The sequence below is a fragment of the Streptomyces melanogenes genome, from assembly GCF_014649795.1.
GTDB lineage: Bacteria > Actinomycetota > Actinomycetes > Streptomycetales > Streptomycetaceae > Streptomyces > Streptomyces noboritoensis.
On the sequence record NZ_BMTS01000036.1, the window covers coordinates 23,083 to 49,736 of the forward strand.

The following is a 26,654-nucleotide window of genomic DNA, read 5'->3' on the forward strand; positions in this document are numbered from 1 at the left end:
AAGCGCCATACCCAGGCCGTCCTCGCCCTCGCTCGCCGCCGCGTCAACGTCCTCTGGGCCCTCCTGCGCGACGGACGGCGCTACGAGCCAGCTCCGCCGACAAGGGCTGCCGCATAGGAAGGGACGCGACACGCTGCGCGCGGCCAGGTGGTCTGACCGACCCCGTCAGACCAGGCAAAACTCGTTACCTTCCGGGTCTGCCATCACCACGTGATCCGGCCTGCCCTGCAACTCGTCCTCGCGGACCACGGTCGCGCCCGCAGCGGTCAACCGCTCCACCGCCTCGACCACGCGGGGCCAGCGCACCTCCCACGGGGTTTCACGGCCGCCACCAACTCGCACGTCGATATGCAGCCGGTTCTTCGCCACCTTCGGCTCCGGCACCTTCAGGAAGGACAAGGTGGGGCCCACTCCGTCCGGATCTGAGAGGTACGCCCCGTCATCCCACTCGTCCTCCGGAACCTCATGATGCGAGAACCACTCCTCCCAGCTCCCGAACCCTGCGGGCGCGGGCTTCTCCTCGTAGCCCAACGCCAGCGCCCAGAACGCGGCCAGCTTCCCCGGGTACGCGCAGTCGATCGTCAAGCTCCACTCGGTCCCCATGAGCCCTCCCCAGTCGGATGAACGGACTGTACCGCGCACCTCCGACACCTCCTGCCCGCTACCTCAAGCGTGCGCCACGGCTTGACAAACGGCATTAGGAATCAGTGAGACGCACTCGAGTGTCTGGAGAACCTGCAGTTTCTGGCCGCGGAGCATAAATCACATGGTCAGGGTGGCCGTGAAGAACACCCCCGGGCTGACGCCCGCGGCCACCTGGAAGCCGTCTGTGAAGGCGTCCCGCGCCGCGGCCAGCAGCGAAGCCCCCGTGCACTGCGGAAGCCAGGCCGCTGCCTCGGCGGCGCCGCCCAGCGAGTCGTGCGCGGCGTCGGCGACTCCCGCTCAAACCTCCACAGCCAACCCGGCCATTCCGCGTCGTGTCGTCGAGGCATCGCGTTCGTCGGATCCATGCTGGGTCGCTCTGGTGAGCTGCCAAGCTACGGACTGGCCCTGGAGGGCGGCGCTCTCTGGCGGCGTGATTGTCTCTTGGCGATGCGGCTCGGGCTTCCGATGTGTTCTGTGGCATGAGTGGCAGCTTCGACGTAGCGCCTCCTCTCGGACCTTTAGGGAGTCGTCGGCGGGTTTTCCCCATTTTTCAGGCGTAGGGGGTGGTGTTCGGGGATCCTGTGGAGGTACTTCTGAAAACCACTGCAAGGAGCCCCCCAGTGCGCCGCCCGACCCGGAAAGCCTTCGCCGCCCTCGTTGCCGCAGCCGGCCTTGCCCTCCCCCTCCTTACCCCCACACCCGCCTCGGCTGCCACCGCCACCAGCCGTTTCGCGAACTACCGCTACGGTGACTGCCTGCGCGAGACCGACGAAACCGGCCTCAAGGGCGACCGCTGCACCACCGGACGCGGCAGCCTCCTGTGGCAGTGGAACGGCCGCCTCAACACCAGCACCACCCTTAAGAACAACTTCTGGGGCCGCTGCCTCGACAGCAATGACCGGGGCGACGTCTACCCCCTGCGCTGTAACGGCGGCTCATACCAGAAGTGGCGCACCGTCCAGCCCGCCGCCCGCAGCGCCATCATGCTCCAGAGCGTCGGCACGGGCCGCTGCCTCTACCAGCAGGACAACGGCTACTACCGCACTGCCCGCTGCGACCGAGGCGCCCAGAACCAGCGCTTCACCATCGGCTGAACGGATCTCCCGACCGCTTCAAGATGGTTCTCTGCCCCGGGCAAGCTGCTGCGCCAAGATGGCCTGGGCGTCCACAGCCGGCTCACGTCCGGGACCTCCTCCGGCAGCCCCCTCCACGGCCTGGTCCCCGACCAGAGCGTCACCATCACGGCCGGACGAACCGCCCAGGCCAACCCCCTCGACGTCGTCGACCCGTTCAAGAGGGCGCGGCTGCAGGTCCGCAAGGCCGACAAGAACACGGGCAAGGCCCTGGCCGGAGCGGTCATCGCCATCCGTGCCGACGAGGAGGACAAGACCGGCAAGCACACCCCGGGCAGGACGGTCCTCACCTTGAGCACCGGCGCCGACGGCACCGCCCGCACTCCGCTCGACGTCACCCTCAAGGCCAGCACCCGCTACTGGGCCACTGAGGTCAAGGCCCCCACCGACTACCAACTGGACTCCACGCCCGTCGCGTTCACGGCCCGGCCCGATGCCGACGTGGCCATGACGCTGGCCGACAAGCCCACGCCGGCAATTGTGCCGCCGCACCCGAGCACCCCGGGACGCCGCCGGCTTCGTGCTGCGCCGGTGCTGAACTGCTGGTCGGGCTACCGTTGCGAGGGTCCTGGGTGTTCTTGCTGTCCTGACGTTTCTGCCGGTTTCGGGCGCGAGACTTGGGCCCGACGTCGCGGACACCCACTGTCTATGGGCGTTTTGAGGCGGTGGCGTGTTCGGCGCGACGGGCTACGGCGCGCAGTACTTCGATCCTGATGTACGCCGCTCCGCCCAGCTGGATGAGCAGCCAGTAGGCCCGGAAGGCGCGTCGGGCGTGGGCGTCGGTGGAGTGCACGCGGGTCTCGAACGACAGGAGGGAGCCGCCGGTGTCGGGGACGACGCGCAGGCTCAGGGCCGCTTTGGCCCAGCCCGGCTCGTTGAACGCGAGGAAGGCCGCCGCGTCGCCCGGGGGGAGCGGGGCGGGCTGGGGGCGGGGCTTCCAGAACCGCGCGACCATGCCCTTGACCAGTTCCTCGCCGTCCACGGTGACCAAGGTGGGCGCGGGGAAACTGTCGACGAACGGCCCCTCGACCCGGCCCCGGCCACCCAGGCGCAGCCGCATCAGCGTCCGGTAGACAGGCAGTTCCCCGGCGGTGACCTCGGTCAGTGCCCGCCACACCGTCACTGGGTCCGCCGCGATGCGGCGGGCGAACCGGGAGTGAAGCTCGTAGGTGGGAAGCAGGCGGTCGAGTTCCATCGCATCACTCCGGATAGATCGAGTCCGGCAGCCGCCCCGCGCCCAGTCTCATGCGGTGCCCGGGGCGGCTCGGTGACCAGACCCCAGGGCGCGTGTCCGGGGTCCGGCAGACTCCAGTTGGGACGGGCCGTCACGACACCCACGCGGACGCCACCACCACTCGAACAGGTTGGGCCGGGACGTAACCCGCCGGACCCCTCTTGCCCCCGGATCAGGGACACGGGGCAGCAGAGCCCGAGACTCAGCAGGCTACCGGCTCACGCCCACACCGCTACCGCGGACACTCCCGTGCCCTCACGGCACGGCCAGATGTCACCCAAAGGCTGGGCGTAGCCCCAGACCGTGGGTGAACCGTCCGGTGGCCGTCCGCAGCGGCATCTTCCCCCAGTCGATACAGGCGGCTACGACGGCGGCCCATGTCGCGGCGCCGAGCAAGGCGACGAATCGGCGGCGGCACTCGCCGTCCCACGGTACGAACCCGGGCACGAAGGCGAAAGCGTCCCGCACTGCCTGCCCGGCCCGGAAAGCGGCGAACGACAGACAGAGCCACACGAGCAGATGGGCTCCCCGGTGCCTGTCGACGGGCGCGCGTTCGCCTCGGCCGCCGGTCACGCATGCCGTGCGGCGAGTAGCCACTCGAGCGCCCAAAGACGTGTGACCTCACAGCTTGCCCTGGAGACCGCGCGACAACGTGGCCGGAGAGAAAGGTGCCGGCTGCCGCAGCGACGGCAGATGCGGTCTCGCCCGCGTGGACCGGCGGCACCCCTTCCAGCGGACAGGCCGTTACGGCTATGTGTGCGGGTTGTTGACGCTGTTATGCCTGTGCGTCAAAGTTCTCGCCCCTTGCGCCATGTACGCGGGACCTCCGATCGTCCGCGTGCCAACGCGCCGTCTCGGTGACCGCTTTCTTGCGGAGCCGCGCCCGGGATCGCGCGATCGTCGCCACGATCCTGCGCAACGCCCACGAGATGGGGTCCAAGACGGCGGTGGTCGCCCTCGTGGACAGGATCGCGATGCGGGTGACTGGTCCGGTCGAGTTCCGGCAGTGGTCGGCCGAAGTGCTGTCGGAGATCGAGCAGTTCAAAGGGGAGGGGTACCGCGAGTTCATCCGCCGCCGCATCCATGGCTGGCTGTTCTACCTGTCCATCGAGGACGGTCAGGTGCCGACACCGGTCGCGTGGGCGAAGGTCACGTACGGGATGCAGCGTGTCCTCGCCGAGCAGTCGGCGTCGCCGGAGGTACTCGCCCTGCTCGCCGGGTCAGGCAGCAAGAAGATACGACACATCGCGAGGGACCGGGCCGGAAATGGCAAGCTGAGAAAGCGATGAGTCAATAGTGGCGATGGGTGGGCGCGCAGACTGACGCACCCTCAAGAACCGTGTCATGTCCCACAGTCAGGCTGCACGTATCACTCTTTAGGCCAATCGGGGGACGGCGGAGCGGTCTCCATCGATGTGGGCCCGCCAGCTGCGGAAGGATGCGTTCCATGCGAACCATGACACGTGTTCTCCTCGCGGCTGCGGCCGCGCCGCTGCTGGTGGCGAGCCACGGCGCAACGGCCGCGGCCTCCGTGCCCGCACCCACGCCCGCACAGTCCGCGCCGGCAGCCGGGCCAGGCTGGCACCACGTGGCGGACTTTCCTCCGGCCGAGGAGAACCGTTGTCATGAGCGCGGCCGGTGGTACTTGGAGAACGGCGTACGCGCCTACGAGTGCCGGGCCGCCGGAGTCTGGGAGTTGTGGGTCCTCACCGAGCCCTCCTGACCAGGGTCGGGGCCGGATCGTTGCCCTCAAGGCGGTGCCTGCCCGGCAGCATGGCTCGCACGAAGCGCTCGGCGACGTGCGAGGCGTCCCAGCTGTCCGGCAGCAGCCCGCACAGGTTGTTGTCGCTCTGCGCCCATCTGTCATCCAGGGCCGGGCCGTCATCCGAGAGGTCCACATCCGGATTGTGGGTCCGCAGTCGGCTGCTGAACCAGGCGGCTTTGCCGGCCGGTAGGACTGGGAGGAACGCAGCGGCGCACGCTGCGGTGTTGACGCTCTTGCCGCAGGGCCACTTCTCCGGTGTGGTGGGGGTGGTCACCCGGCAGACCGCGGGCTTGCCCGGCGCGGGTGACGTCCCCTCGGCGACCACGCGGACGCCGGCGAGCAGGATGCGGCACGAGGCGACGCCGTCCGTGCCGGGAACCACCTCCACGCGGGCCTCGTTGCCCGTGTCGACCACCGCTTCCTGGCGCCAGGGCAGCCGCACGGGGGCGGCTCTCTCTTCCTTGTACCGCTGCTCGGCATAGTCATCGTGCCCGTATCGGACCTCTTTCGCGGGCCGGCCCCGGCCGTCGTTGGACGTTCCCTCATAGGTGAGGTGCCAGGCGCCCTGACCGGTCTGCTCCTTGAACCAGAACAGGATGGTGCGGGTTCCGAGGAGGGCGACGGCTGCCAGGACGACAACGATGACGGCCGGCAGGGGGACCAGGACCGCGTATCGCGGGCCTCGGCGGGTCAGCGGGGACGCCCCGCACATGGTGGCACGGTCGTGCGGGCCACCCTTCCGCTGCGGCACCGTGCCTGACGCGTTCGGCGAGCGCCCGTGTGGGCCGGCGTCTGGGGCCAGCTGCACCAGGTGCTGCTGGACAAGCTGTGATCGAAGAACCAGCTCGACTGGTCCCGGGCGGTGATCGACTCCTCCCACGTGAGGGCCGCACGCAGGGGCCCAAAAGCGGACCCAGCCCGGTCGACCGCGCACGCCCGGGCAGCAAGCACCACATCATTGCCGACGGCCAGGGCATCCCGCTCGCGGTGTCGCTGACCGGCGGCAACCGCAACGACGTCACCAACTTCTTCGCCTGCTGGACAAGATCCCGGCCGTTGCCGGTGCGGTGGGGCGGCCACGGCACCGGCCCGGGCCTTCTTCCTCGTACGTACTGGACGGTCCCGCCCAGCAGGGGGTGCTGCTGGTGGCGGGTGTCGTCCTGTGGCGGGGTCGCAGGCAGACGGTCTGGGGGCGTTCGGCGCCGGTTGTTATCCGGCGATGTACTGGATCTCGGGGTATCGCGGCGAAGCCCCCCACAGCAGATGCCCGGTGTCCGGGCGGCCGCGCAGCTGGAGATCGAAGAAGGCCCGCACGGTCGCTCGTACGGCAGCCACCGCCCGGTCGGCGGGGATCGTGCCGATCTGCAGCGTCTTGCGCACCGACTCGGGGACCTGCGGGGCGAGGGCCACGATGTCGGTGAAGCAGTTGTGGTCGGCGTCCGTGAGTCCCAGACAGCGGTGCCAGTCGCTCAGGTGCGCCCAGAACGGCGGCCAGGTCGCGTCCTCGTTCAGCCCGTCGTGGACCGCCGTGTCCATCAGCAGGAACGGCCGGTCGAGACCGTGCTCAACCACCGGCCCGAACAGCGCGCCGTCCAGATCGATGCCGGCCCGCACCCGCTTGTCCAGATACATCACCGCCGCTGACGCGGCGCCGCCCCGGGAGTGCCCGAAAGCGCCGACCCGCGTGAGGTCCAGCGTCCCGCGCAGCCCGCGCGGGAGCGGACGCCCCTCGACGTCGGGGTTGCCGCCCCGCTGCAGCACGGTCAGCTGGTCGAGGACGAACCGCAGATCGGCGGCGCGCACCGCGACTGCGGCCGTGCGGGCCTCGTCGCTCGCGTCGTCGGGGCGGTTGAGGACCACGCGGCCGTCCGGGAACTCCACCTCGCCCGAGTCGTAGGGATGGTCGACCGCGACCACGGCATAGCCCCAGGACGCCAGCTCCTCGATGACCAGCGTGTTGAACGTGCGGTCCGATTGATATCCCGGCGAGTGGAGCAGCACCGGTCGGCGGCCGGGTCGGACCGGCGCGCGGTCCGCGCTGTGGGTCTGCGGGAGCGCGTAGCCGTCCACCGCGCCCCCGAAGCGGGCCTTGAGGGCCCTTTCGGCACCAGACGGCAGCCAGGGCAGCATCGCGCGGCCACGCACGTCGGCGGCCGGGTACGTCACGGTCACCATCACCTCGCGCGGCTGCCCCGACCAGGGGTCGGTCCGCGACGGGTCGACCAGGTGCAGCTCTACGGCGCCCACCGGCGCGGGACCGGTGGGCCCGGCCAGCCGGGTGGGGATGAGACCGGCCGCCACTGCAGGCGCGGACACCGACAGGGGCATGGCGGCTGCGGCGGCTACCGCGAGGCCACCGGCTATGAAAGAACGGCGATTCGGGCGTACGGGAGGCATTGCGCTCCTTCCGTGGCCGGACCCGAGGCGCACAGCGAAAACGGTAAAGGGAACGCCATCGTCCGGCCTGCTCATCGTCAAGTTCCTTCAAGCGTAGGCCACTTGGCGCTGGAGCCCGATCATTTATCGGTCATCATCGTTCACCTATCAGTGAACACCGCCTTCGCTGCCGTCTCGACCAGTGCGATGCCTTCGCCTGGCTCCCGGTGCCCCTGCGGAAATGGCTGCCGGGCAAACACATCGGCGTCCGCATCGCCCGCAAGGGGCATTAAGTCCAGCGCACGCCTCGGCCGCCGCAGATGGGTGATCGAACGCACCATCTCGGTGCTCACCGGCTACCGCAGGCCAAGCGCACGCTACGAGCGACAACCGCCAGTATCCTCAACCAGCTTGGTTTCACCGCTCGTTTGACAGACTCGGTGGCCGCGCGGGGAATCCGCGTGGCCACCGCCTGCGGGCGGACGGGGTGTCACGTGAGCGGGTTGTCCACGTAGTTGCCCGTCCAGTAGTAGTCGTTGCCCTCCTGCTTGGTGACGACGGCGAACCCTCTGATGGTCTTGCGGTCGGACCAGTTCAGGCCGTACCAGCCGTCGTAGCCTCCGTGGCAGTCCTGGCTGACCTTGTGCATCGTGCCGATGTCGGCGACGTCGTCGAAGTGGTAGACGACGATGCCGATGTACACACCCTTGCTGTTGCATTCGTTGTCGCGCGCGGAGAGGCTGCCGCTGAGGGTCTTTGTGCCGAACGTGAACGTACCGCTGCCGCAGACATAGGTGTTGCACGAGTCGCTGCGTCCGCTGGCGGCCGCGGCGGGACTCGTTCCCACGGCGATCGCCGCGACTGCGGCCGTGGCGGCGACGACGGACGCGCGCTTCATGTTGCGCGAGAAACGGATCACTGAGTTCCCCCTTGGAGTATGCCGAACCTGGGCCGGTCGGAGCTTGTGAGGCGGTGCGACCGGCGGGGGAAAAGTACTCAGCAAACGCTTTGCGCGCGTCAGACGAGCGCGGTAGGGGTGTGTAAACCCTGGCGGTAGTCGAGGGCCGAGAGGCCTGCAACATGCAGTGGTCTCCTGATGTGGATCTTCAGGCGGGTCTGACTTGACTCTGTCGGGGATCTTGGGGTTTCCCGGTGCGGCAGCATGGCCAGCGGGCATGCTCGGGTAGTTCCGCCGATCGACGAAGTTGTCGTGGTGTCCGTTGTCCCTTCACCCCCGTTCCGGTGAGCACGTTCCGCCCCTGACCGCGCAGGTTGCGCGGGCGAGCAACCCGAGTGGCACGACGGCGATATGGGTACGTGACCACCTTGATGCGCTGTGGCGCGACGAGGACGTCGCCGACTGGTACCCGCGGGACGGGCGTCCGGGGCTTCCGTGAGCCGGGCCACCGTGGCCCGGCTCACGGAAGCCCCATGCTCCGCCAGCCGACTGCCTTCCAGAGCTACCTCGACCAGTGCGAGATTCCTCGCCTGAAGTCCTGGCGAACACTGGGTAGTTGACTCCGCTGGCACCAAGATCCCCGACAGAGTCAAGCTAGCGGAGCGTGTCGGCCGCCCGGACCCGGTGCAGGTGGACCAGGATGTCGTAGGCCGGGCCCAGGGCCAGGGTCGGCAGGGGGCTCGGTGTGAAGGTCGAGCCGGCGTCGTAGACCGGGCGGGCGCGGTCGAGCCAGCTGCGGGCGGTGGGGGACGCGGTCCGCAGGTCGAGGTAGAAGTCGCGGTATCCGACCCGGTCCAGGGTGTACTCGTTCATGCCGGGGCGTGCCGCCGGGACGGTCACCGGCTTCCAGTCGCCGTCGAGGGACGTGTCCTTGGTGAGGAACGTGCCGCCGGCGAAGGTGAAGCCGATCGCCACGTAGTCGCGGCCCAGTCGGTCGCGCAGCACGGCGCCTTGGGTGCGCGGGTACATGTCGGGGTGGGTGGAGAGGTACCCGATGTGCCCGTTGTGGGCCGACAGCAGCATCTTGTGACCCGTCTGGCGCTGCCACCACAGCACGTTGTCCGCCATGGCCTGGTCGCGCAGGCGCTCCGCGGCGGTGACCGATGCCGGGTCGGCGAGGTCGACGGTGGCGAAGGCGAAGGTCTGCGCGATGTTCCGGGCGTGCTGCACGGTCCACGCGTGGGCGTCGTCGGCCGCCCGGAGTGAGGTGACCAGGTCGAGGGCCTCCTGGGCGCGGGCGGCGTTCGCCTCGCGTTGCGCGAGCGGCTTGCGCAGGTAGGCGAAGATGTCGTCGAGGGGGCGGAGGGCGGCGTACAGCTCGGTGAGCCGGGGCAGCGCCTCCGGCCTGGTCTCGCGGACCGAGGTCAGGACGCGCTCGAAGATGGGCTCGCCCAGCTTGGGCGCCCCGAGGTCGTCGCCCATGAAGTGGACCCGGTGCCCGGGGTGGCGGCGGTTGTGTGCGCGCATCCAGCCGATGAGGCTGACGAACTCCTCGCGCTCCCAGGGGGATCCGGCCAGCGTCGCGTCCGCGATGCGCCTGGGTTCGCCGGGGCCGCCCTGGAGGTACGCGTCGATGACGAGCCCGGCCGACCAGCTCATCTCCAGGGCGAAGGTGGTGAAGCCGAGGTCCTCGACGAGATGCCGGAAGACGCGTTCCTTCATGGCGAAGAATTCGTGCGAGCCATGCGTGGCCTCGCCGAGACCCACCACTTGCGCGGCCCCGACCATGGCGCTCAGTGCCCGCAGGTCCGGGCTCCGGCCGCCGGGCTCCGTCGTGCGCAGGGGGTGTGCGGACCGTTCCAGGGCACGGACGGCGGATGCGTCGTGGTCGCTGGCCACGGGTGCGGACGAGGTGTCCCGTACGGGCGGTGCGGCGTGCGCCGCCGGGGTGGCCAGCGTCGTGACGGCGAGTGCTCCAGTGAGGGCGAGGAACCTTCGTCGGCTGGTCGTCGTGCGGTATCCCTGCATGCGGATCTCCCCTTGCGCGTGGCGGCTTCGTGGTGCGTGAGCCGATGAGGTGATCTTGGTGGGCTGCGGGGGCGGATCGCGCTGGGGTGCCCTACCGGGTTCGCCCAGGGGGCATCCCCCGGGCCGGGCCGGGGGTTTACCCCCGCGTATGCCCCTTGCGTTCCGCTGTGCGTGGCGGATCGCGGAACCTCGGGCTCCGTGGACCGTCTATCGGGGTGCAGTGATCATCCGGCGCCCGGTGGCCAGCCGCCGAGCGCCGTCCGTCATCCGTCATCGATCCTGGAGACCGTTCGTGAAGCCGTACGAGATATCCGTCGCTCCTCGCCGACGCCCGCTCCGCGCCCGCGCCCTGGCCGTGTCCGCGGCCGCCCTCTTCCTGCCGCAGGTCCTGGCGGGGAGCCCCGCGTTCGCCGCGGGGACCTCCCCGGCGGGTGTCGCCACCGTCACGTACAACCTGGGAGACGAGGCCTACCGGCTGCCGGAGACCGGGGAACCGGTGGAGATGGCCGCGACCGTGCACTACCCGAAGGACCTCGGCTCCGCCCCGCGCCCGCTCATCGTCCAGCTGCACGGATGGCACGAGACCTGTGCCGACCGGGCGGCGGAGCAAGCGCGTGAAGCCGCGCGGAAGGCCGAGGACTGGGACGCGTTCGAGGCCGCGAGCCGGAAGCTGTTCAGCTGGCCCTGCGCCCCCGGCACCCGCGTCATCGCCAACGACCGCGGCTACGACTACCTCGGCGAGCGGCTGGCCCGCCGCGGCTTCGTCGTGGTGTCCATCCGCGCCAACGGCATCACCGCCGCGTCGCTGGACGGCGACGCGAACGCCTCCGTACGGGCCGACCTGATCAACCGGCACCTCGCCCTGTGGCAGCGGCTCGACGCCGGCGGCCGAGGGCCCCTCGCAGGTGCGTTCCGTGACGCGGCCACGGGCAAGCCGCGCCGTGTCGACTTCCGCCACCATGTCGACCTGAACCGGGTCGGCACCATGGGGCACTCGCGCGGCGGCGCGGGCGTGACCTGGCAGGCGGCGGAGCGGCAGAAGGACCGTCTGCCCGCCGGGGTCAGGATCGGGGCGGTGCTGGCGCTGGCTCCCTCGTACAACATCATGACCGAGGACATGGGCGCGTACGAGGTCACGAAGACGCCCCTGGCCGTGATCCGCGGTACGTGCGACGGGCAGGTCGGCCGCGAGGTGCTCACCTTCGCCGCCGACGCGGCTGCCAAGAACACCGCCGGGTTCCAGCAGTACGAGATGCCCGGCGCGAACCACAACTACTTCAACACCCAGTGGGCGCCCGAGAGCGGAGAGGTCGCCGCCGGCGACGACGCCGGACACGACGAGGCCCGGCCCGGCCAGTGCACCACCCCTGGCGACTCCACTTACGAGTCCCAGCTGACTGAAGCCGCCCAGCGCCAGGGCGGTGCGGCCTACATCGACGCCTTCTTCCGGCGGTACCTCGGTGGTGGCGGGGAGCGGTAGGGGGTAGGCCGGCGCATGGGAGGGGCGACCGACGCCGGTCGGGCGTCCCTCCGATCACGAAGGCGGCGCGGTAGGGCCGGCTCGACAGCCGCGGTCGGGGAAGTGCGGGTCCTCCCAGCGGGCGGGGCCGGTGAGGCCCATGAGCCGTATGCGGTGCAGCAGCGCGTCGACTCCGCCGAGATCGCCTTCGTGCGCGGTACTCTCCACGGCCGTCGGGGTGTGGGATCGTGGTGGATGTGACACACCAGGAGCTCGTGCGGCGGCTGTTGACGATCGAGGTGTCGGCGTTGTCCGATGCCGACAAGACACTGCCCGTGGTGGCTACGGAGATCAGGGCGATGGTGCCCGAGGTCCGCATGGCGGGTCCGGCGTTCACGGTGGTTGCCGAGGACGACCACCTGCCGGTGTTCAGCGCGCTGGCCGAGGCCGCTCCCGGCGACGTTCTCGTGATCGCGACGAACGGGCACGCACTCGCGGTCCTGGGCGAGCTCTTCGCCACCGAGGCGCGGCGACGCGGGCTGGCAGGCGTGGTGATCGACGGCTACTGCCGCGATGTGGCGGGCCTGCGCCGCGTCGGCCTGCCCGTGTTCGCGCGCGGCACGAACCCGAAGTCGGGCAGTACCGTGTCCCGGGCACCGCTTGGCACCACGGTGAGGTGCGGAGGCATCGCGGTGAGCCCTGGCAACATGGTGTTCGGTGACGACGACGGCGTGGTCATCGCTCCCGTCGAGCGGATGGCCGCGGCACTCGGGGCCGCGGAGGCCATCGGGCACGCCGAGCGCACGCTGCTCGACGCGATGGCGAGCGGGCGGCCCCTGCACGAGCAGACCAACTGGTCCGATCACGTCACCGCGCTCGACGCGGGCCGCAGCAGCGCCCTTGAGTTCCGTACCGACTCCGACTGAGGGGCGGGGCCCTCGCCCTGCGTGTCTGCGGCACTGCCCGCGACCTCCGGCGTGCACCGGTGACGCGTGCCCGGTGCTGGCGTCCGCTCACGGCGGGGGCGCCTGCGGTGGTACGGGGTGCCGGCACGGTGCGGGCTGTGGTGAGGGGTTGGTGGGGCTCACGTACAGGCGGGGCGGTAGGTGAAGGCCCTGTTCTCCCGAAGCTGCCGCGAAGTGACAAGTAGCTCTCTGACGGCGGATCAGGGGTGGGCTTGTCTGCGGTTTGGATCTTCTGGGCCCATTGGGGGGCGTGCTCAGAGAGGTTGGTTCGGTCATGCCCTCGGGGCGGCAGTGCCCGGCCCGTGCGCCGCGCCGTATGCGGAGGCCGGAAAGCCAGCAGCGGACGGTACGGCCGGATCGGCATCATGAGGGCGAAGGACGAGACGCGCGAACTCCTCACCGAGAGCGAGGCGAAAGACCTGCTCAGCAACGACGGCTCCGGGTGGCCGCTCAGGAGATCGGTCAACACCCCTGTCCGAAAGACCCGATGCCCTTCAGGCTCTTGCTTGGGTTGTCGGCAACAGGAAGCTGCGGCGTTCGTCGTCGGTGAGTCGGCGGAAGACCCGGGAGCGGGCGCGTCTGAGCAGGGTGTCCATATCGGTAGCAGGTTCCCAGATTCTTACGCTGCGGTCACGGGAGACGGTGGCCAGGTGTGAGCCATCCGGATGCCATGCCAGACCATTGACCTGGTCGTCGTGGACCCCCACGACGGTCAGCTCTCGGCCATCGTCTGGGTTCCAGAGCCGCACGGTGCGGTCCCAGGAGACGGTGGCCAGGTGCCGCCCGTCAGGTGACCAGGCGACGCCTTGAACGCGTTCCTGGTGCCCTGTCATGGTGACGAGCTCGGCACCGCTGAACGGGTCCCAGAGGCGAATGGTGCGATCCCGGGAGCCGGTCGCGAGCCGACGGCCATCGGGTGACCAGGCGACGCGCCACGCGTAGTCCGTGTGCCCGTGCAAGGTCGTCACGGCCGTTCCCCGGTGGGCGTCCCAGACACAGAGCGCCTTGTCGGTTGATGAGGTGGCGAGGTAGCGGCTGTCGGGAGACCATGCGGCCCCGCCTATCCAGTACCTGTTCCCGCGGAGCACCGTGAGTTCGGTGCCGTCCGAGGCATCCCAGATACGGGTGGTGCTGTCGCGCGATGCCGTAGCGATCCGGGTGCCGTCAGGGGACCAGGAGACCGTCGTGAGTTCGTCGTCGTGGCCGCGCAGCACGGCGAGCTGCGTCCGGTCGCGTACGTCCCAGATTCGGGCGGCGGCGCCGCGGGAGGCGGTGACCAGCCGCTCGCCGTCGGGGGACCATGCCAGGTCGGACACGGCACCTTCGTGTCTCAGCGTGGCCACCGCAGAGTTCTGTGCAATGTCCCAGATCACGGCCGTGCCGTCCTGGGACGCGGTGGCGAGGCGGGTGCCGTCGGGCGACCAGGAGACGTTCTGGACCGAGTCGTCGTGGCCGAGCAGGGTGCCGGTCTGGCTGCCGCGCGGAGTGGCGTCCCAGATGGCCACGGTCCGATCGCGGGAGACGGTGGCGGTACGGTGGCCGTGCCAGGCGATGCCGTTGACGCTGTCGGTGTGGCCGATCAGCAGTGATTCCTCCCCTGTGCCTGCGTCCCAGACGCGAACGGTGCAGTCGTCATCTCCAACGGCGATGTGGCGGCCGTCGGGGGACCACGTCACGCAGGTCAGCGGTGTCAGCGATGTGAGCTTCCGGGCCTGCGGCTCGTCCCCCTCTTCCTCTGCTTCGGCGATGTTCCAGACCAGAGCGGTGCGGTCCTCCGACACCGACGCGAGCCGGCGGCCGTCGGGGGACCAGGCGACGGCCGAGACACTGGCCCGGTGGCCGGTCAGTTCGGTGGTACGCCCGCCGGGTGCCAGGGACCAGACGCGCACCGTGCCGTCGTCCGACGCGCTGGCTAGTTGCCCTCGGCCGAGTGACCAGGCCAGGGCCCACACCGGCAGCTCGTGGCCGGTCAGCACGGCCAGTTCGGCATGCGTCTCCGCGTCCCAGATCCGCACGGTACGGTCGCTGCTCGCCGTGGCGAGCCGGTCGCCGTCCGGTGACCACGCAAGAGCCCCGACGCTGTCGTCATGACCGGTGAGCACGCCGAGTGCGGCCCAGGTCTCGGCATCCCAGACGGTGACGGTACGGTCCCGCGAGCCACTGGCCAGCCGCTTCCCGTCAGGTGACCAGGCCACGGCGTACACCCTGTCGCCGTGGCCATGGGTGAGGACGACGGGGTCCGCGGCCCCCTGGGCGTCCCAGATCCGGACCGTGCCGTCGTCCGACGCGGTCGCCAGTCGCGACCCGTCGGGAGACCAGGCCACAGCGTTGACGTCCTGTTCATGGCCCCGGAAGACCGCACGCCGCCGGGAGGCGCCCAGAGCGGTGTGCAGTGCCTGTTGGGCCGCCGAGGTGGGCGCGCACTCCTCGATGGCGGCGAGCGCCGCAAGGATCGCCAACTCCGGGTCGCGTCTGGCGCTTTCCAGAGCCCGGTGGGCGACCGCGTCGGCGACACGTTCCATAGAGATTCTGTCCTGGCGGATGGAGCGTTCCAGAAAAGCGGCGACGAGCGGGACGCCGGTGAGGGCTTCAGACGCCGCCTCGTCCGCCCATGCGCGTGCGAGGGCCAGCCGTTCGCCGCTCAGCAGATAAGCGTCCTGCCGGCCCGAGCGTTCCCAGTCCTGTGCCCACCTTTCCAGCTCCGTACGGCGCCGCAGCTTATCCGTACTGGCCGCGACCGCTTGACGCAGCGGAGCCCACTGCCGGAAGAGCGCCTCATGGGCGACGTCCAGCACGGCATTGTCGCTGGTGAGCAGGCGTCCGGTGACGAACGCATCGGTCACGGTGCGCTCTTCGGGCGTGAGGTCCTCGCGGTGCACGCGGCGGCGAGTCGGTTCGCCGTGCTCCAGGGTCACGAATTTCAGCAGTGTGGAGAGCACAGGCGTGTCCGCGTCGGCCGTACGCAAGTCGGCGGTGATCCGGTCCGCTTGGTCGGACAGTGCCCCGGCGACTGAGCCAAGGCGACGGTAATCGTCCTCCGCCACCGTCCCGCCGGAGCCGACCCGCAGGAAGAGTTCCTGAAGGGTGTAGGCCAGCAGCGGCAGTGCGTCCCCACCTCCGGTGTCGTCCACCATCCGTGCCACGACCCCGGGAGCGAAGCTCAGGCCCGCCTGTTCCGCGGGTTTCTCGATCACCTCGAACAGCTCTGTGCGACCGAGCACGCCGACCAGCGTCGGCTGGTGAATCAGCGTGGCGTATCCGGTCCCCAGGAACTCGGTCAGGAAATCCGATCGCAAGGTGGCCACAACCCACAGATGCGGGTCCGCCGCAAGCGACTCATTGATCAGCGAGAGGAACGCGCCCCGGTCCTGGGCTGCGGTCAACGTGAGGAGTTCCTCAAGCTGGTCGACGACCAGGAGCACTGGCGCGACACGTCCGCCCCGCGCCGTGCGCAGCCGGTCCAGGCACCGCCGTACGCCCGCGGGCCCCTGTGCCAGTTCCGTCTGGACCTGCTCGACGGTCATATCGGGCAGCACCGCGGCAAGACTCGACGTGAAGCTCACCAGCGGATCGGCGCCCGGTGCGAACGGTGGCGTGATCAGCCAAAGACCGCGCCGCCGCCCCAGGGCGGGCAGCAGCCCCGCCTTCACCAGCGAGGACTTGCCGCTCCCCGAGGGACCGATCAGCGCGACAAACCGGTGCGCACGGGCCGGGGCGGACGGATTGAGCCTGCCGACGAGATCCCTGATCTCCCGGTCACGGCCGAAGAATACGCCGGCATCGTCCTCGGTGAATGCCTCCAGCCCGGGGTACGGCGGCTGCGAGGAGTTCCACGTCCGCGTGATCGCGACAGGCCGCTCCAGGAAGTGCAGCCAGACCTGCCCCGCGACGAGAAGCAAGAGCACGACCGCGACCAAAGGCACCGACCATTCCCGCAACAGGCGCAGTGGCCACGGGACATGATCCGTCTGACTGGTGGCGTAGTTGGCCGCCATGCCCAACAGTGCCCCGAGCAGCATGAGCAGGATGTCCAAGACAAGCTTTACCGGACGACGGTCCACGCATCCCCCACCAGAATCAGAGTCCGTTATCACTCCACGCGCTCTCGCCAACCCTATGCATGACTGTTCGACTCGACCGGCTCTGCCCGGCGGCAGGACAGTTACACCTGCACTCTCGCCAACCAGCGTTCACATTCGCCGACTGAGCACTCAGCCACAGCGGTTCTCACAAACGGTCCTTTGCACGAGCAAGATCAACCACGGGCCGCCGGACCCCCGCCGATCCCGGATTCGCTCTCAGAATCCGGGCCCATGACGGACCCTCAGCAACCTCCCTCAACCGACCGGTCGGACGCGGACGACGTCGAACAGCGCGCCTGTCCGTAGTGTGACGCCCAGCCCGGCTCGCCGTGCCGCTCGTGCGGCGGCGCGGTCGCCTCCGCTTACCACACCCGCCGCTTCACCCTGGTGCCCCGGCTGAAGAAGGCGCTGCGGGTGCCGACCCCCGCCGACCGCGGCCCGGGACGGCCGTGGCGCCCGGGCACCCCGCCGCCGGCCGATCGACCCGGGCCTGCCGAGCGCGGACATCCGTATCGGCTACGCCCGATGCCCGATGCCCGATGCCCGACGCTCGGGCAGGAACTTGACTCCCAACTCAACGCGCTCGCCAAGCACGGCATCCCGAGGGACAAGATCTTCAGCGAGAGGATCAGCACCCGGGTGCGGGTCCGTCCCCGGTTCGAGGGGGCCCTCCGTTCGGCGCGGGAGGTCAAGGCGCACGCCCCGCACCTGCCGGGTCGTCTTCACCGTGTACGAGATGAAGCGGCTCGGCCGCGACATCATCCCTACCGGTAAGCGCAAGGGACAGACCCCCTCCGTCGCCAGCATCTACCGGGCGCTCGCCGGGTACGCCAAGCGCGAGGCGTACCCGGAAGCCATCGAGGCCGCGCACGCCGACTTCGCCGCCCTCCAGAACGGCGAGGCCCCCGGACCCCGCCTCGCCTTTCCTGGCCAAGTGTCACTCTGATTGCACAGAGCTACCTTCACTTCGTGGCAGCTTCGGGAGAACAGGGCTGTGAACACGGACTAGTCGGGGGCGAGTTCCGGTCAACTGGCGTTAAAGTGATCTTCTTGCGCCTCAGTTCGGCTGAGCTCTTTCCCGGGGGATCCATGCGTTTCAAGCACGCTCTTGCCACTTTCACGTCGGTGGCCCTGGCCGCCGTAATCGTCCCGGCCGTCGCCACGCCCGCCGCCGCGGCACCGCCGACCACGTACGCCAGCGTGAGAGCGACGGACTGGTCGTTCTCCGGCAGCGTAAGCATCGGGTGGCGGCTGCGGCCGTACAGCCTGGACCCCGTCACGATCAGCGTCCAGGACGACGCCCCCGATGGCTACGCCATCGGTGCCCGGCTCATCACCAACGGTGAGAACGGCCACATCGTATGGCGGATGCGGACCATCCCGTCGGGCCAGGACACCGCGACGTGGACGACGTACGCCACGCCGGGCGGTTACATCAACAACGCCTATATCGAGGTCTGCAAGATCAAGGTGAGCACGGGGGTCATCGCCTTCTGCCAGTCCTCGGACGTGATGAGCGCTCCCTTCGACGACTCCTCCGCGTGAGGCGTACGGATTGCGGCCGCGTGAGGGGGAGGTGTGCCGTCAGGCGGCCGGGCGGATCCGTTGCGTCGGCGCCGAGGAGTGGTATGTCCTGACCGGCGTCCGGTCGCCGTTGCCGAGGGCGGCCTGGAGGACTACCACGACTGTGTCCTGACCGCCGTCGAGCAGGGCAACGAAGCCGTTGCCCCCCCACATGAAGCAACGCTCTTGCCCGGGGCGTTGTGAGGAGTCCGCCGTTCCCCGACTAGCGCACGTTCAACGCAGTAGGACCATACGGCTGGAACGCTCGATCCACCTCATGGCGTCCGCCGTGCCCCTCCGGACGTCAGGCCCAATTCGTGGCCGTGCTCCGGCAATCCGGCTCGGTGCGGCAGTCCGGCGGGAATGCTGTGTGCCGCGGCTGCGATGGGGGACGGGTATGGAACTGCGTCATTTCAAGTACTTCATGGCTATCGCGGAACAGAGCGGGTTCGCATGGCGTCCACCCTCTCGCCCTCTGCCCTTGGAGGCCCCACGTCCTGCCACTGAGTGCCTTCGGCGAGGCATATCTGCAAGAGCGCCTCACCTGCCGGTGTATCGGGGTTCGCCGAGTGCGACCAGGCGTTGATCATGGGGGAAGTCGTTGATGTGGCCTTGAGACGTCAGCCCGTTGACCTACGGTACGCCGGTGTGGGGGCTGCTGATCGAGGAACCGTACGGTTTCGCCGCACCAGTGGGGCCTCCGCTGCAGGACGCCGATCCGCTCCGGCTCACGCATCTGATCAACGAGGCGCCAGGCGCTCGCCGTGCTGCCTGTGCGATCTGCCCCAGTCGGTGACTGTTGGTGGCCCTTGAGAGAACCACCCGGCGGGAGTCTCCTTGTGTTTCTCCGCGCTGGCGGCCCTCACCGCCCGGCAGGCCGTGCGCCGTCGAACTCCCGGGCGGGCCGGTCGACCAGCAGCCACCTGAAGCGATAACAGCCGCTTACCGGCCGTAGCAATACGGACTTCGACATCCACTGAACCGCTCCCGGACGCCGATGTCCGGCCCGTTCGCACACTGATGGGGGAAACCGAGTATGCGACTTCCACGCTGTCTGATCCTGACCCTCCTCACTGCCGTCCTCGGGTCCCTGCTCACCGTCATCGGCCCCGTCGCCTCCGCCCGTCCGACGGGGCTGATCCACGATTCGGGATTCGAGGAACAAAACAGCCGCACCCTCTCCGGCGCCTGGTCCGGAGAGGGACCGGACTACAAGGGCATCGACATCGACCTCGGATACCAGAAGACCGGACGCAAGAACGCCTTCATCCGCACCTCCAGCCGCACCTGGAACGCCGTCAGGCAACAAGTGACGGTCAAACCCCAGACGTTGTACTACCTGGAGGGCTGGGTGAGGACGTCGGGTAACTACACCACCGGATACTTCGGAGCGCGCGGAACCAACGGACGCACCATTGTCCAGAAGAACTACGGCAAGGTCGTCACCAACGGCGCTTACCAGTACCTCTCCATGGCCTTCAACTCCGGCACCAACTCATCCGTCACCCTCTACGTCGGCTATGTCGCCCCCGGCGCGGACTCCTGGGTCCAGATCGACGACCTCGACCTCGCCGACTCCCCTTACCGCAACTGGGCCGGCTACGTGGTGCCCAGCAGCCCCGTCAACGCGGCACCGCACTCCGTCGGCGCGGCGTGGACCGAGCCGGCGTTCACCTGCCAGGACGTCCCCAACGACCATCTCGGCGTCTGGGTGGGCCTCGATGGGCTGGACACCAGCGCCACGGAGAGCCTGGTCCAGGTCGGAACCCATGCTGCCTGCCGGACTGGCGACCTCTACCCCCAGCACAGCGCCTTCTGGGAAGTCATCAACGCCGGCACCGACTCGTTCGCGCAGCCGATCCCGATGGTCGTGCAGGCCGGGGACCGTATTACGGCCTCCGTCGTCCGAAGCTCCGCTGACCCGGCCAACTACATCTTCACCATCGACAACCTCTCCCGGCCGGGACAGCGCCAGACTCTGACCAAGCGGGCACCCGCGGCCCGCTCGGAGAGTGCTGAGGTCGTCGTGGAGCGCCCCCACGTCAGCACGGGCTCGACCTGGCCGAGGAGCGTCAGCGTCCCCTTCTCGTACGTCACCGTCGACGGCGCGCCGCTCGACTTCTACGACACGGTCGCCGTCCGTGCCCGGCAGGCCGACACGGGCATTGTCTACGGTCCTTCCGCCGCCACCACCGACAGCGGCGGATACAGCAACTTCACCGTCACCTCGCATGCGGCGTAGTGCCCTGGGCATCGATCCGGACGATCAGTATCCGGCCTTCGCATAGGGGCTCTCGCAGCGGCGGACGGCTGCGAATCGCGCGCCGCAGCCGTCGGGAACCGGGACATGGTCCAGGGACGGGTGGGTTTCTGGGGTGGCCCGGGTGCCGTCCAGGCGGAGAAGTACCGGGAGAGGCGGTGGGGTGTGCCGGGCCCGGAGTTCCGTCACGACCATGACCCGTGCGGGTGCGCGGGTCATGTCCACCGGGGCTGGCACGGATTACCAGGGTCGCACGACCGGAGTACGGGGGTCTGCCCCGGGGGCATCCGCCGGTCAGTTCATAGTCTCCTGCAGGGTCGGGAGCAGGCCGCGCCAGTGCAGTCTGTGCGTGCCGAAGTCGTCGGCCCTGGAGGGTGCCAGGGGCTGCGCGTGCGCCAGGTGCGTGCGTTTCGCCGTGCTGCGTCTCTTTCGTGTCTGGTTTCGTCACCCGTTTTCACCAGGGGCTCGATCCGTTCGGCACCCTCGCGACGGCTGCCCAGCAAGGTCACCTCGATGGGGTCCGGGAGGTCCGCGTACGCGTCCTTGAGGAGGTCACCGGCAGCGCGGCGGAAGGGCAGGTCCAGATGCGGCGTCACCGTCCACGCATCCAGCCCGGCCGGCAACTGCGTGCGAAGGTACTCCCACAGGGGCGTCACCACGAGAGGCAGTCCGTTGGCGCCGCGACGGCGGTGCTCGGTGAGCTCCAGCCGCCACGAGGTGGTCGAGGATCTCCAGGACCACCGCCTCGTGGTCGTTGTCGACCCAGGCAGTGGCAGAGACGGACCTGGCCAGGCGGTTGCCGATGGCGATGACGGGCAGGTCCCGGCGCAACATAGCCCCGATGACAGGGTCATCGTCGGATGGACGGACGGCGATGGTGCCGTCGAGCGTGACGTTCGACCACACGTCGATCGAGTCGTGGTGGGAGGGGGCGGGGAGGGCGACGAGGGCGTATCCGCAGGCCAGGGCGGTTGCGGTCGCGGCTCTGGTTACCTCCGCGAAGTACGGGGAGGTAACCGGGGTTTCACCGGGTTCCGTGGTTGTGATGAGGCCGATGAGGCCGGACTTGCCAGTAGGGGTGGCCGGTCACCGAGGATGGCCTCGCCAAGTTCAGGCAGTGGGTCGAGGAGGTGGGGCGCGCCGCGGGGGCGTGTTGCCGGTAACCATTGCCTCGCAGGGGCGTTGGACTGGTGAATCCGCGCTGGCGCCGCGGTCGTTGCCATAGCGGCATGCCGCCACGTTGCAGCTCATCCTCGCCAGGTTTTGGACAGGACACCGGATGGCTGTGTGGCAGGTGCGAGTTCGCGGTGCCTGCCTCGTCTTTTTCCGGTCTGGAGTTCCATGTACCCGCCCCCTGATCCCGCCCCGTTCCAGCCACTCCCACCGCGCCGCTGGCATCCTCTGCTGGCGGTTCCCGCCGTCATTGCAGCAGCGCTCGTCATTCCCCCGTTGGGTGCCGCACTCGCGTTCATGGCTGGCTGGCAAAAGGCCGGCAAAGCGGTGACCGTGGTCCTGGCCTCGATCTGGTTTGTGGTTCTGGTCGTCGCCGGTTCCAGCCAGAAGAACACGCAGGACGACGCGAAGCCCCGCCCGCAGCCAACCGCTACGGTCACCGTCACCGCGGCGGCCCCAGCGCCAGCAGCTTCCGTCTCTGCCTCATCGGCCACATCTGCGCCCCCTTCGTCCACCCCCGGCGCAGCGGCATCCCCGACGCCACCGCCGCCGCCTCCACCTGTTCGCGCCCCAGCGCAGCCGCAGCAGGAAGCTGAGCAGCCGCCGAGCCGTCTGCAGCCGTCGGCAGCAGACGACAGCAAGGCTAGGCCCCCCGCAGGCGCACCAGCGGGTGGGGGAACGTCATCTGGCGGCAGCTCGAGTACCGGGGGAGGTGGCGGCAGCGTCTCGTACCGGAACTGCACCGCCGTCAGACAGGCAGGCGCGGCTCCGATCCATCGGGGAGAGCCCGGCTATGGATCCCACCTTGACCGCGATGGCGACGGCGTTGCCTGCGAGTGACCAGCCCGCCCCGGCCTGTTGCAGCCGTTACGGTTGGGCGTGCTGGTCGCTGATTTCGTTACGTCTCGGCGTGAAGCTTCCTGCCTCTGCGTGATGTTGGGCGGGACGGACCTGGGCGCTACTGACCTCGGGCGGACGGGCAGCCGGGGCGGAGTCTCGCCGCGCGGCTGCTGACGATTCGCCCGCGCGGGCCGTATCCGTGTGGGGGGCAGGGGGAGTGCCGCGCTGCGTCGCCGGGCTGGATCGGCCGCTCATCCCGCAACTGCATCCGGCTCGCGTCGTACGCGCGCACCGCGCCGGTGTGGATCGAGCCGATGATCTGCGGGATGTTCTCCCAGTGCCGCTCGATGCGGGCGAGGTCGGCACGGCCGCGGGCCGCGTCCTGGAAGGTGCCGTAGTCAGCTGTGCGGTCGATGCGCCACATTTTCTGGCCGGAGGGTGGGGGCAGGCTGGCGGTGTGTGTGGCGCGGTTATGGGGAGGGGGTGTGTGCGGGGCTGTTCGCTGGCCGTCGTCGCATCGTGAGGAGCAGTGCGGGTCCGGTACTGAGGACGAGGAGGCCGACGGCCAGAAGGACCCACGGGTTGAGCAGGCCCTCGGTGCAGCTGTCGCCGCCGCTGGCGGAGGTGGTGCAGTAGGTGCCGGGACCGTGCCGGTTGAGGTAGGCGAGCAGGAACAGCGGCAGGCTGGCGCCTGACAGCAGGCCGGGCATGCCCTGACGGGTGTCTCGCCGCGTGGCCAGTGCGATGGTGGCGGCCACGGTGATGGGCAGGATGTAGATCCCGATCGTCAGCACGGTCAGGAGGGTGAGTACGTAGCAGGCCCCTGTCGCAAGCCATCCCATGAAGAGCAGCCAGGTACGCGTGTTGCCGGTCATGTCTTCCTCCCTCGGGTGAAGATGTCGAGGAGGGAGGCGACTTTCCCGGCACGGTCGAACAGGGCCAGTGCGGGGGCGCGATCACCTTCGAGGTTGGCGAGCATCTCCAGACCCAGGTAGAGGGCCACGACCGCGTGCGCGACTTCTTCGGGGGGCAGCAGCCGGGCGGCGGGAGATCCCGCGAGTGCCTCGCGGACACTGTCGGCGGCGAAGGCGCGCCACGGACGAATCCGGGCGGCGACTTCCGGCCGGAGTTCGGGGGTGAACTGGGCAGCGGCGATCATCTCGACGAGCACGGTCACGTGCCCCTGGTCCAAGTCCTCGTCGAAGACCGCCCTGGCGGCCCGCGCCAGGTCGCCGAGGTTCTCGGACTCGTCAACCATGGCCTGGTAGCGCGCGTGGCGCGCAGCGCTGACCGCGTCCAAGGCCGCCAGATGCAGCTTGGCCACCGATCCGAAGTGATAGAAGATCAGCGACTGATGACAGCCGGCGCGCCGGGCGATCTCCCGCGCGCTGGCTCCGGCGAAACCTTCCTCGCGCAGTGCGGCGACAGCCCCTGTGACCAGCGCCGCTCGCGTTTCTGCCGAACTGGGGCTCCTGGACGGGGTGATGGACCGTTTCCCACCAGCTTTGGCCACGCTGCACCTCTTCCGCTGACCGATCGGATTGAGCAACTGCTCAAAGCGTAGGGTTCATCAGAGGCGCTGGGCCAGCCCGGAACCGGCCAGCGACCGACGTCGGATCGGGCGGTGGGCTCCGGCAGCGATCACGGGGAGTCGTCACGATCGGTGACTGCCGCAGGATCATCTTCCTGGGTAAATCGAACTCGGCACGACCGAATAGCCGGCTTTTGATCGCTCGACTGAACGGACGCCCTAGCACCTTCTCCAGGTGCGGGAACACCATCCCGGGCCGTCCGCACACAGTACGGACAATGGCACCACCGTGACGGTCTGTCACTCGTCACGAAAAGCTTGCGAGACCCAGCCTGACATGGCCGCACTCACTGGCCGGTGGCACCGGGCGCCTGGTCGAGCATGCGCCGCGTCCCTGCGCGTCGTTCATCCCGCCCGGCATCGCAATCGTCGGCCGAGCGGCGTGTGCGTACCGGGTCTCCGGCTCGGATCACTGGGTGGGGGTCTTGTGGACTGTGGTGTCGTCGGGGTTCAGCCGTCGTCCGTCCGCGGACAGCACTTCCAGTGGGCGGAGGGGATGTCCCTGTCGGCGGTCGACCAGCTGTGAGTGTGGTTCGCCGGGGGCGAAGAAGTTCTGTTCGCCCCACTGCCGCAGTGCCACGATGACGGGGAAGAGTGCCTGGCCCTTCGGGGTCAGTACGTATTCGCGGTATGCGCTGCCGTCCGTGGCGGGGACGGATTCGAGCACACCCCCGGTGACCAGGCTGCGCAGGCGCGCGCTGAGGATGTTCTTTGCCACGCCGAGGCTGCGCTGGAACTCCCCGAAGCGCCGGCTTCCGTCGAAGGCGTCCCGCACGATCAGCAGGGACCACCAGTCGCCGATGGCGTCCACCGACCGGGCGACGGGGCATTCGCTGTCGTCGAAGCGCGTCCTGGTCACCATGGCGTCCCTCACTCTCACGACGGTTGCAACATGCTACCAAAAGCGGCTACCGTCGCCGTCGCTAGTGGTAGCAAGTTGAAACCAGATGGGTGGAGGGGTGCTTATGCCCGGCAACGGTGAGGCCGTGACGCGACGGACCGAGGCCCGAAGCGGGGAAGGAGCCGCGTCAGTCCCGTCCCGTGGTGTCGTCATCCTGTTCGCCGTCGCCTGCGGGGCCGCGGTGGCCAACGTCTACTTCTCCCAGCCGCTCCTGGCGACCATGGGGCACGACCTCGGTATGAGCGCAGCACTTGTCGGCAGCGTGGTCACCCTCACGCACGTCGGATACGGGCTGGGACTCTTCTTCCTCGTGCCGCTGGGCGACGTGGCCGACCGCAGACGGCTCATCGTGGCCCAGTTGCTGCTCCTCGTGGTGGCGCTGGCCGTGGTAGCCGCCGCTAGCACGGCGGCGATCCTGCTCGCGGGCCTGGCCGCGACGGGGCTCCTCGCGGTCGTCACGCAGACACTGGTGGCCTTCGCGGCATCACTGGCTCCTCCCGCCGGGCGCGGACGGGTGGTCGGCCTGGTCACCAGCGGAGTGGTCATCGGAATCCTGCTCGCCCGCACCGCATCCGGCCTCCTGGCCGATCTCGCGGGCTGGCGCTCCGTCTACCTCGCCTCGGCGTCGCTCACCGCTCTGCTCGCCCTGGTCCTGTACCGAGTGCTGCCGCGCCACAGTGACAATCCGCCGGCAACCCTGCGCTACGGACAGCTCCTGCGCTCCACGCTCACCTTGTTCGCACGGGAACGACTCCTGCGCATCCGCGCCCTGTTCGGTCTGCTGATCTTCGCCGCCTTCAGCACCCTGTGGAGCAGCATCGCGCTGCCGCTCAGCGAGGCTCCGTACGTCTGGTCCCACAGCGCGATCGGGGCCCTGGGGCTGATCGGTGCCGCCGGCGCCCTGGCCGCGACCGCGGCGGGCCGCCTGAACGACCGCGGGCTCTCCCGGCAGACCACCGGCATTGCCCTGGCACTGCTCGCCGCCTCGTGGCTGCCCTTGGCCTTCACCCGCAGCTCGCTGTGGGCCATGGTCGTCGGGGTGATTCTCCTCGACCTCGCTGTGCAGGCAGTCCATGTCACCAACCAGACCCTGATCTACGCGCTGCACCCGGACGCGGGCAGCCGGCTGATCGGTGGATACATGGTCTTCTACTCGATCGGCAGCGCCACCGGAGCCATCGCCGCGACCTCCCTCTACGCGGTGGGCGGCTGGGGCGCCGTATGCGCACTGGGAGCCGCGTTCAGCTGTCTCGGGCTCGTGCTGTGGGTGTTCACCCGCCACAGCACCTCGGACCCCGCCGCCATGGCGACCTCTCGCAGCGAAGCCCGAGCGTTCTCGGCGAATGGTGAGTGAGGGGCGCGCCAAAGGCCAGCGGAGTGTGCGGCCCCGTCAGGCAGCGGCCGCACCGTCCGGGCCTGCCAAACCCAACAGCTGATCACCGCCGCTTGCACTGGCTATCGGCTGGTGCTGTTGCACCGGCCGGATGAGCCGGTGCTGATGCGGGAGGCGGCCGAGAACCTGTGGTTGCACGGACCGGGCTGGGACACCATCGCGGCGGAGCTGGCGAGGCGGGCCGATGACCTGGAAGTTGGCTGATCACGGTTTGAGGCGGAGGCGGATCGAGGCCACGTTGACCGTGCCGTGGATTCCTAATGGCGTTTGTCAAGCCGTGAGGATGACGGGTGGCGTTACCTGATAGCACCGCCGGTCGCGTAGTAGGGCCCAGAGGACGTTGACGCG

The 26,654-nt window shown here is 69.3% G+C and carries 24 protein-coding genes and 5 pseudogenes; 15 read left to right on the forward strand and 14 right to left on the reverse strand.

All coding sequences use genetic code 11. The features are described 5' to 3' along the window. Positions 1-165: 165 nt before the first annotated feature. Positions 166-603, reverse strand: coding sequence for a VOC family protein (locus IE252_RS39020; protein WP_190094249.1), 438 nt, complete (start codon positions 601-603; stop codon positions 166-168). Between the two features lie 662 nt (positions 604-1,265). Between IE252_RS39020 and IE252_RS39025 the strand changes: the two genes are divergently transcribed. Together IE252_RS39025 and IE252_RS44435 are read left to right on the forward strand one after the other, a co-directional pair. Continuing rightward, entirely contained in the window at positions 1,266-1,739 is a 474-nt protein-coding gene (locus IE252_RS39025) for an RICIN domain-containing protein (RefSeq protein WP_190094250.1), read from the forward strand. A 210-nt stretch (positions 1,740-1,949) separates the two neighbouring features. Next, positions 1,950-2,492, forward strand: coding sequence for an MSCRAMM family protein (locus tag IE252_RS44435; RefSeq protein ID WP_373298682.1), 543 nt, complete (start codon positions 1,950-1,952; stop codon positions 2,490-2,492). Here IE252_RS44435 and IE252_RS39035 read toward each other — a convergent pair. Then, positions 2,425-2,973 carry a hypothetical protein gene (locus IE252_RS39035; RefSeq protein WP_190094251.1) on the reverse strand — a complete coding sequence of 183 codons (549 nt, stop codon included), beginning with the start codon at positions 2,971-2,973 and terminating at the stop codon, positions 2,425-2,427. The genes IE252_RS44435 and IE252_RS39035 overlap by 68 nt on opposite strands. Before the next feature lie 896 nt (positions 2,974-3,869). Here IE252_RS39035 and IE252_RS39040 point away from each other — a divergent pair. Further along, a complete protein-coding gene (locus IE252_RS39040; protein ID WP_190094252.1) occupies positions 3,870-4,301 on the forward strand; it encodes a hypothetical protein in 432 nt (143 codons plus the stop codon). A 167-nt stretch (positions 4,302-4,468) separates the two neighbouring features. Continuing rightward, positions 4,469-4,735, forward strand: a complete 267-nt coding sequence (locus tag IE252_RS39045) for a hypothetical protein (protein WP_190094253.1) — start codon at positions 4,469-4,471, stop codon at positions 4,733-4,735. On the opposite strand, the gene IE252_RS39050 is transcribed toward IE252_RS39045, so the two are convergent. Then, positions 4,719-5,489: a hypothetical protein gene (locus tag IE252_RS39050; RefSeq protein ID WP_190094254.1), complete on the reverse strand. Its 771-nt coding sequence runs from the start codon at positions 5,487-5,489 to the stop codon at positions 4,719-4,721. The genes IE252_RS39045 and IE252_RS39050 overlap by 17 nt on opposite strands. 54 nt (positions 5,490-5,543) lie before the next feature. Between IE252_RS39050 and IE252_RS43670 the strand changes: the two are divergent. Next, a pseudogene (locus tag IE252_RS43670) lies at positions 5,544-5,868 on the forward strand (transposase); the annotation flags it as partial. A 118-nt stretch (positions 5,869-5,986) separates the two neighbouring features. On the opposite strand, the gene IE252_RS39055 reads toward IE252_RS43670, so the two are convergent. Next, entirely contained in the window at positions 5,987-7,093 is a 1,107-nt protein-coding gene (locus IE252_RS39055) for an alpha/beta hydrolase family protein (RefSeq protein ID WP_229849083.1), read from the reverse strand. Positions 7,094-7,413: 320 nt separating this feature from the next. Here IE252_RS39055 and IE252_RS39060 point away from each other — a divergent pair. Then, positions 7,414-7,540 (forward strand): annotated as a pseudogene (locus IE252_RS39060) (IS5/IS1182 family transposase); the annotation flags it as partial. A gap of 103 nt (positions 7,541-7,643) precedes the next feature. On the opposite strand, the gene IE252_RS39065 reads toward IE252_RS39060, so the two are convergent. Next, on the reverse strand, positions 7,644-8,072 hold the full coding sequence (locus IE252_RS39065) for a hypothetical protein (protein WP_190094256.1): 429 nt from the start codon (positions 8,070-8,072) through the stop codon (positions 7,644-7,646). A 633-nt stretch (positions 8,073-8,705) separates the two neighbouring features. Continuing rightward, the gene (locus tag IE252_RS39070; RefSeq protein WP_190094257.1) at positions 8,706-10,079 is read right to left on the reverse strand and encodes an erythromycin esterase family protein; all 1,374 of its coding nucleotides are present in this window, start codon (positions 10,077-10,079) and stop codon (positions 8,706-8,708) included. A 292-nt stretch (positions 10,080-10,371) separates the two neighbouring features. Here IE252_RS39070 and IE252_RS39075 point away from each other — a divergent pair, with 292 nt between their 5' ends. After that, on the forward strand, positions 10,372-11,559 hold the full coding sequence (locus IE252_RS39075; RefSeq protein ID WP_229849084.1) for an alpha/beta hydrolase: 1,188 nt from the start codon (positions 10,372-10,374) through the stop codon (positions 11,557-11,559). Between the two features lie 54 nt (positions 11,560-11,613). Here IE252_RS39075 and IE252_RS39080 read toward each other — a convergent pair whose 3' ends face one another. Beyond that, positions 11,614-11,766, reverse strand: coding sequence for a hypothetical protein (locus IE252_RS39080; protein WP_190094258.1), 153 nt, complete (start codon positions 11,764-11,766; stop codon positions 11,614-11,616). Positions 11,767-11,786: 20 nt separating this feature from the next. Between IE252_RS39080 and IE252_RS39085 the strand changes: the two genes are divergently transcribed. Then, complete coding sequence (locus tag IE252_RS39085) at positions 11,787-12,464, forward strand: RraA family protein (protein ID WP_229849085.1); 678 nt, start codon at positions 11,787-11,789, stop codon at positions 12,462-12,464. Positions 12,465-12,997: 533 nt separating this feature from the next. On the opposite strand, the gene IE252_RS39090 is transcribed toward IE252_RS39085, so the two are convergent. Further along, complete coding sequence (locus IE252_RS39090) at positions 12,998-16,537, reverse strand: nSTAND1 domain-containing NTPase (RefSeq protein ID WP_229849086.1); 3,540 nt, start codon at positions 16,535-16,537, stop codon at positions 12,998-13,000. Between the two features lie 411 nt (positions 16,538-16,948). Between IE252_RS39090 and IE252_RS44580 the strand changes: the two are divergent. From IE252_RS44580 to IE252_RS39100, 3 genes and pseudogenes are all read left to right on the forward strand, one after another. Continuing rightward, positions 16,949-17,359, forward strand: a pseudogene (locus IE252_RS44580) (recombinase family protein); the annotation flags it as partial. After that, a complete protein-coding gene (locus IE252_RS43675) occupies positions 17,313-17,531 on the forward strand; it encodes a ferritin family protein (RefSeq protein WP_229849087.1) in 219 nt (72 codons plus the stop codon). The pseudogene IE252_RS44580 and the gene IE252_RS43675, both read left to right, overlap by 47 nt. A gap of 143 nt (positions 17,532-17,674) precedes the next feature. Further along, a complete protein-coding gene (locus IE252_RS39100; protein ID WP_190094260.1) occupies positions 17,675-18,130 on the forward strand; it encodes a hypothetical protein in 456 nt (151 codons plus the stop codon). 39 nt (positions 18,131-18,169) lie between these two features. Here IE252_RS39100 and IE252_RS39105 read toward each other — a convergent pair whose 3' ends face one another. Next, positions 18,170-18,322, reverse strand: coding sequence for a hypothetical protein (locus tag IE252_RS39105; RefSeq protein ID WP_190094261.1), 153 nt, complete (start codon positions 18,320-18,322; stop codon positions 18,170-18,172). An 862-nt stretch (positions 18,323-19,184) separates the two neighbouring features. On the opposite strand from IE252_RS39105, the gene IE252_RS39110 reads away from it, so the two are divergent. Then, positions 19,185-20,390, forward strand: coding sequence for a G1 family glutamic endopeptidase (locus IE252_RS39110; RefSeq protein ID WP_190094262.1), 1,206 nt, complete (start codon positions 19,185-19,187; stop codon positions 20,388-20,390). Positions 20,391-21,101: 711 nt separating this feature from the next. Here IE252_RS39110 and IE252_RS39115 read toward each other — a convergent pair. Then, a pseudogene (locus IE252_RS39115) lies at positions 21,102-21,482 on the reverse strand (LacI family transcriptional regulator); the annotation flags it as partial. Between the two features lie 396 nt (positions 21,483-21,878). On the opposite strand from IE252_RS39115, the gene IE252_RS39120 reads away from it, so the two are divergent. Further along, positions 21,879-22,421 (forward strand): excalibur calcium-binding domain-containing protein, encoded by a 543-nt coding sequence (locus IE252_RS39120; RefSeq protein WP_190094272.1) that lies wholly within the window; start codon positions 21,879-21,881, stop codon positions 22,419-22,421. Between the two features lie 217 nt (positions 22,422-22,638). On the opposite strand, the pseudogene IE252_RS43680 reads toward IE252_RS39120, so the two are convergent. The 4 genes and pseudogenes from IE252_RS43680 to IE252_RS39140 form a co-directional block, all read right to left on the reverse strand. Continuing rightward, positions 22,639-22,887: pseudogene (locus IE252_RS43680) on the reverse strand (Tn3 family transposase); the annotation flags it as partial. Between the two features lie 4 nt (positions 22,888-22,891). Further along, positions 22,892-23,296 carry a hypothetical protein gene (locus IE252_RS39130; RefSeq protein ID WP_190094263.1) on the reverse strand — a complete coding sequence of 135 codons (405 nt, stop codon included), beginning with the start codon at positions 23,294-23,296 and terminating at the stop codon, positions 22,892-22,894. Next, positions 23,293-23,970, reverse strand: coding sequence for a TetR/AcrR family transcriptional regulator (locus tag IE252_RS39135; protein ID WP_190094264.1), 678 nt, complete (start codon positions 23,968-23,970; stop codon positions 23,293-23,295). Before IE252_RS39135 ends, IE252_RS39130 begins: the two co-directional genes overlap by 4 nt. Before the next feature lie 451 nt (positions 23,971-24,421). Next, a complete protein-coding gene (locus IE252_RS39140) occupies positions 24,422-24,874 on the reverse strand; it encodes a winged helix-turn-helix transcriptional regulator (protein ID WP_190094265.1) in 453 nt (150 codons plus the stop codon). Between the two features lie 103 nt (positions 24,875-24,977). Between IE252_RS39140 and IE252_RS39145 the strand changes: the two genes are divergently transcribed. Then, on the forward strand, positions 24,978-26,267 hold the full coding sequence (locus tag IE252_RS39145; RefSeq protein ID WP_229849089.1) for an MFS transporter: 1,290 nt from the start codon (positions 24,978-24,980) through the stop codon (positions 26,265-26,267). 117 nt (positions 26,268-26,384) lie between these two features. Beyond that, positions 26,385-26,510: a hypothetical protein gene (locus IE252_RS44060; RefSeq protein WP_268248464.1), complete on the forward strand. Its 126-nt coding sequence runs from the start codon at positions 26,385-26,387 to the stop codon at positions 26,508-26,510. The last annotated feature ends 144 nt before the right edge of the window (positions 26,511-26,654 follow it).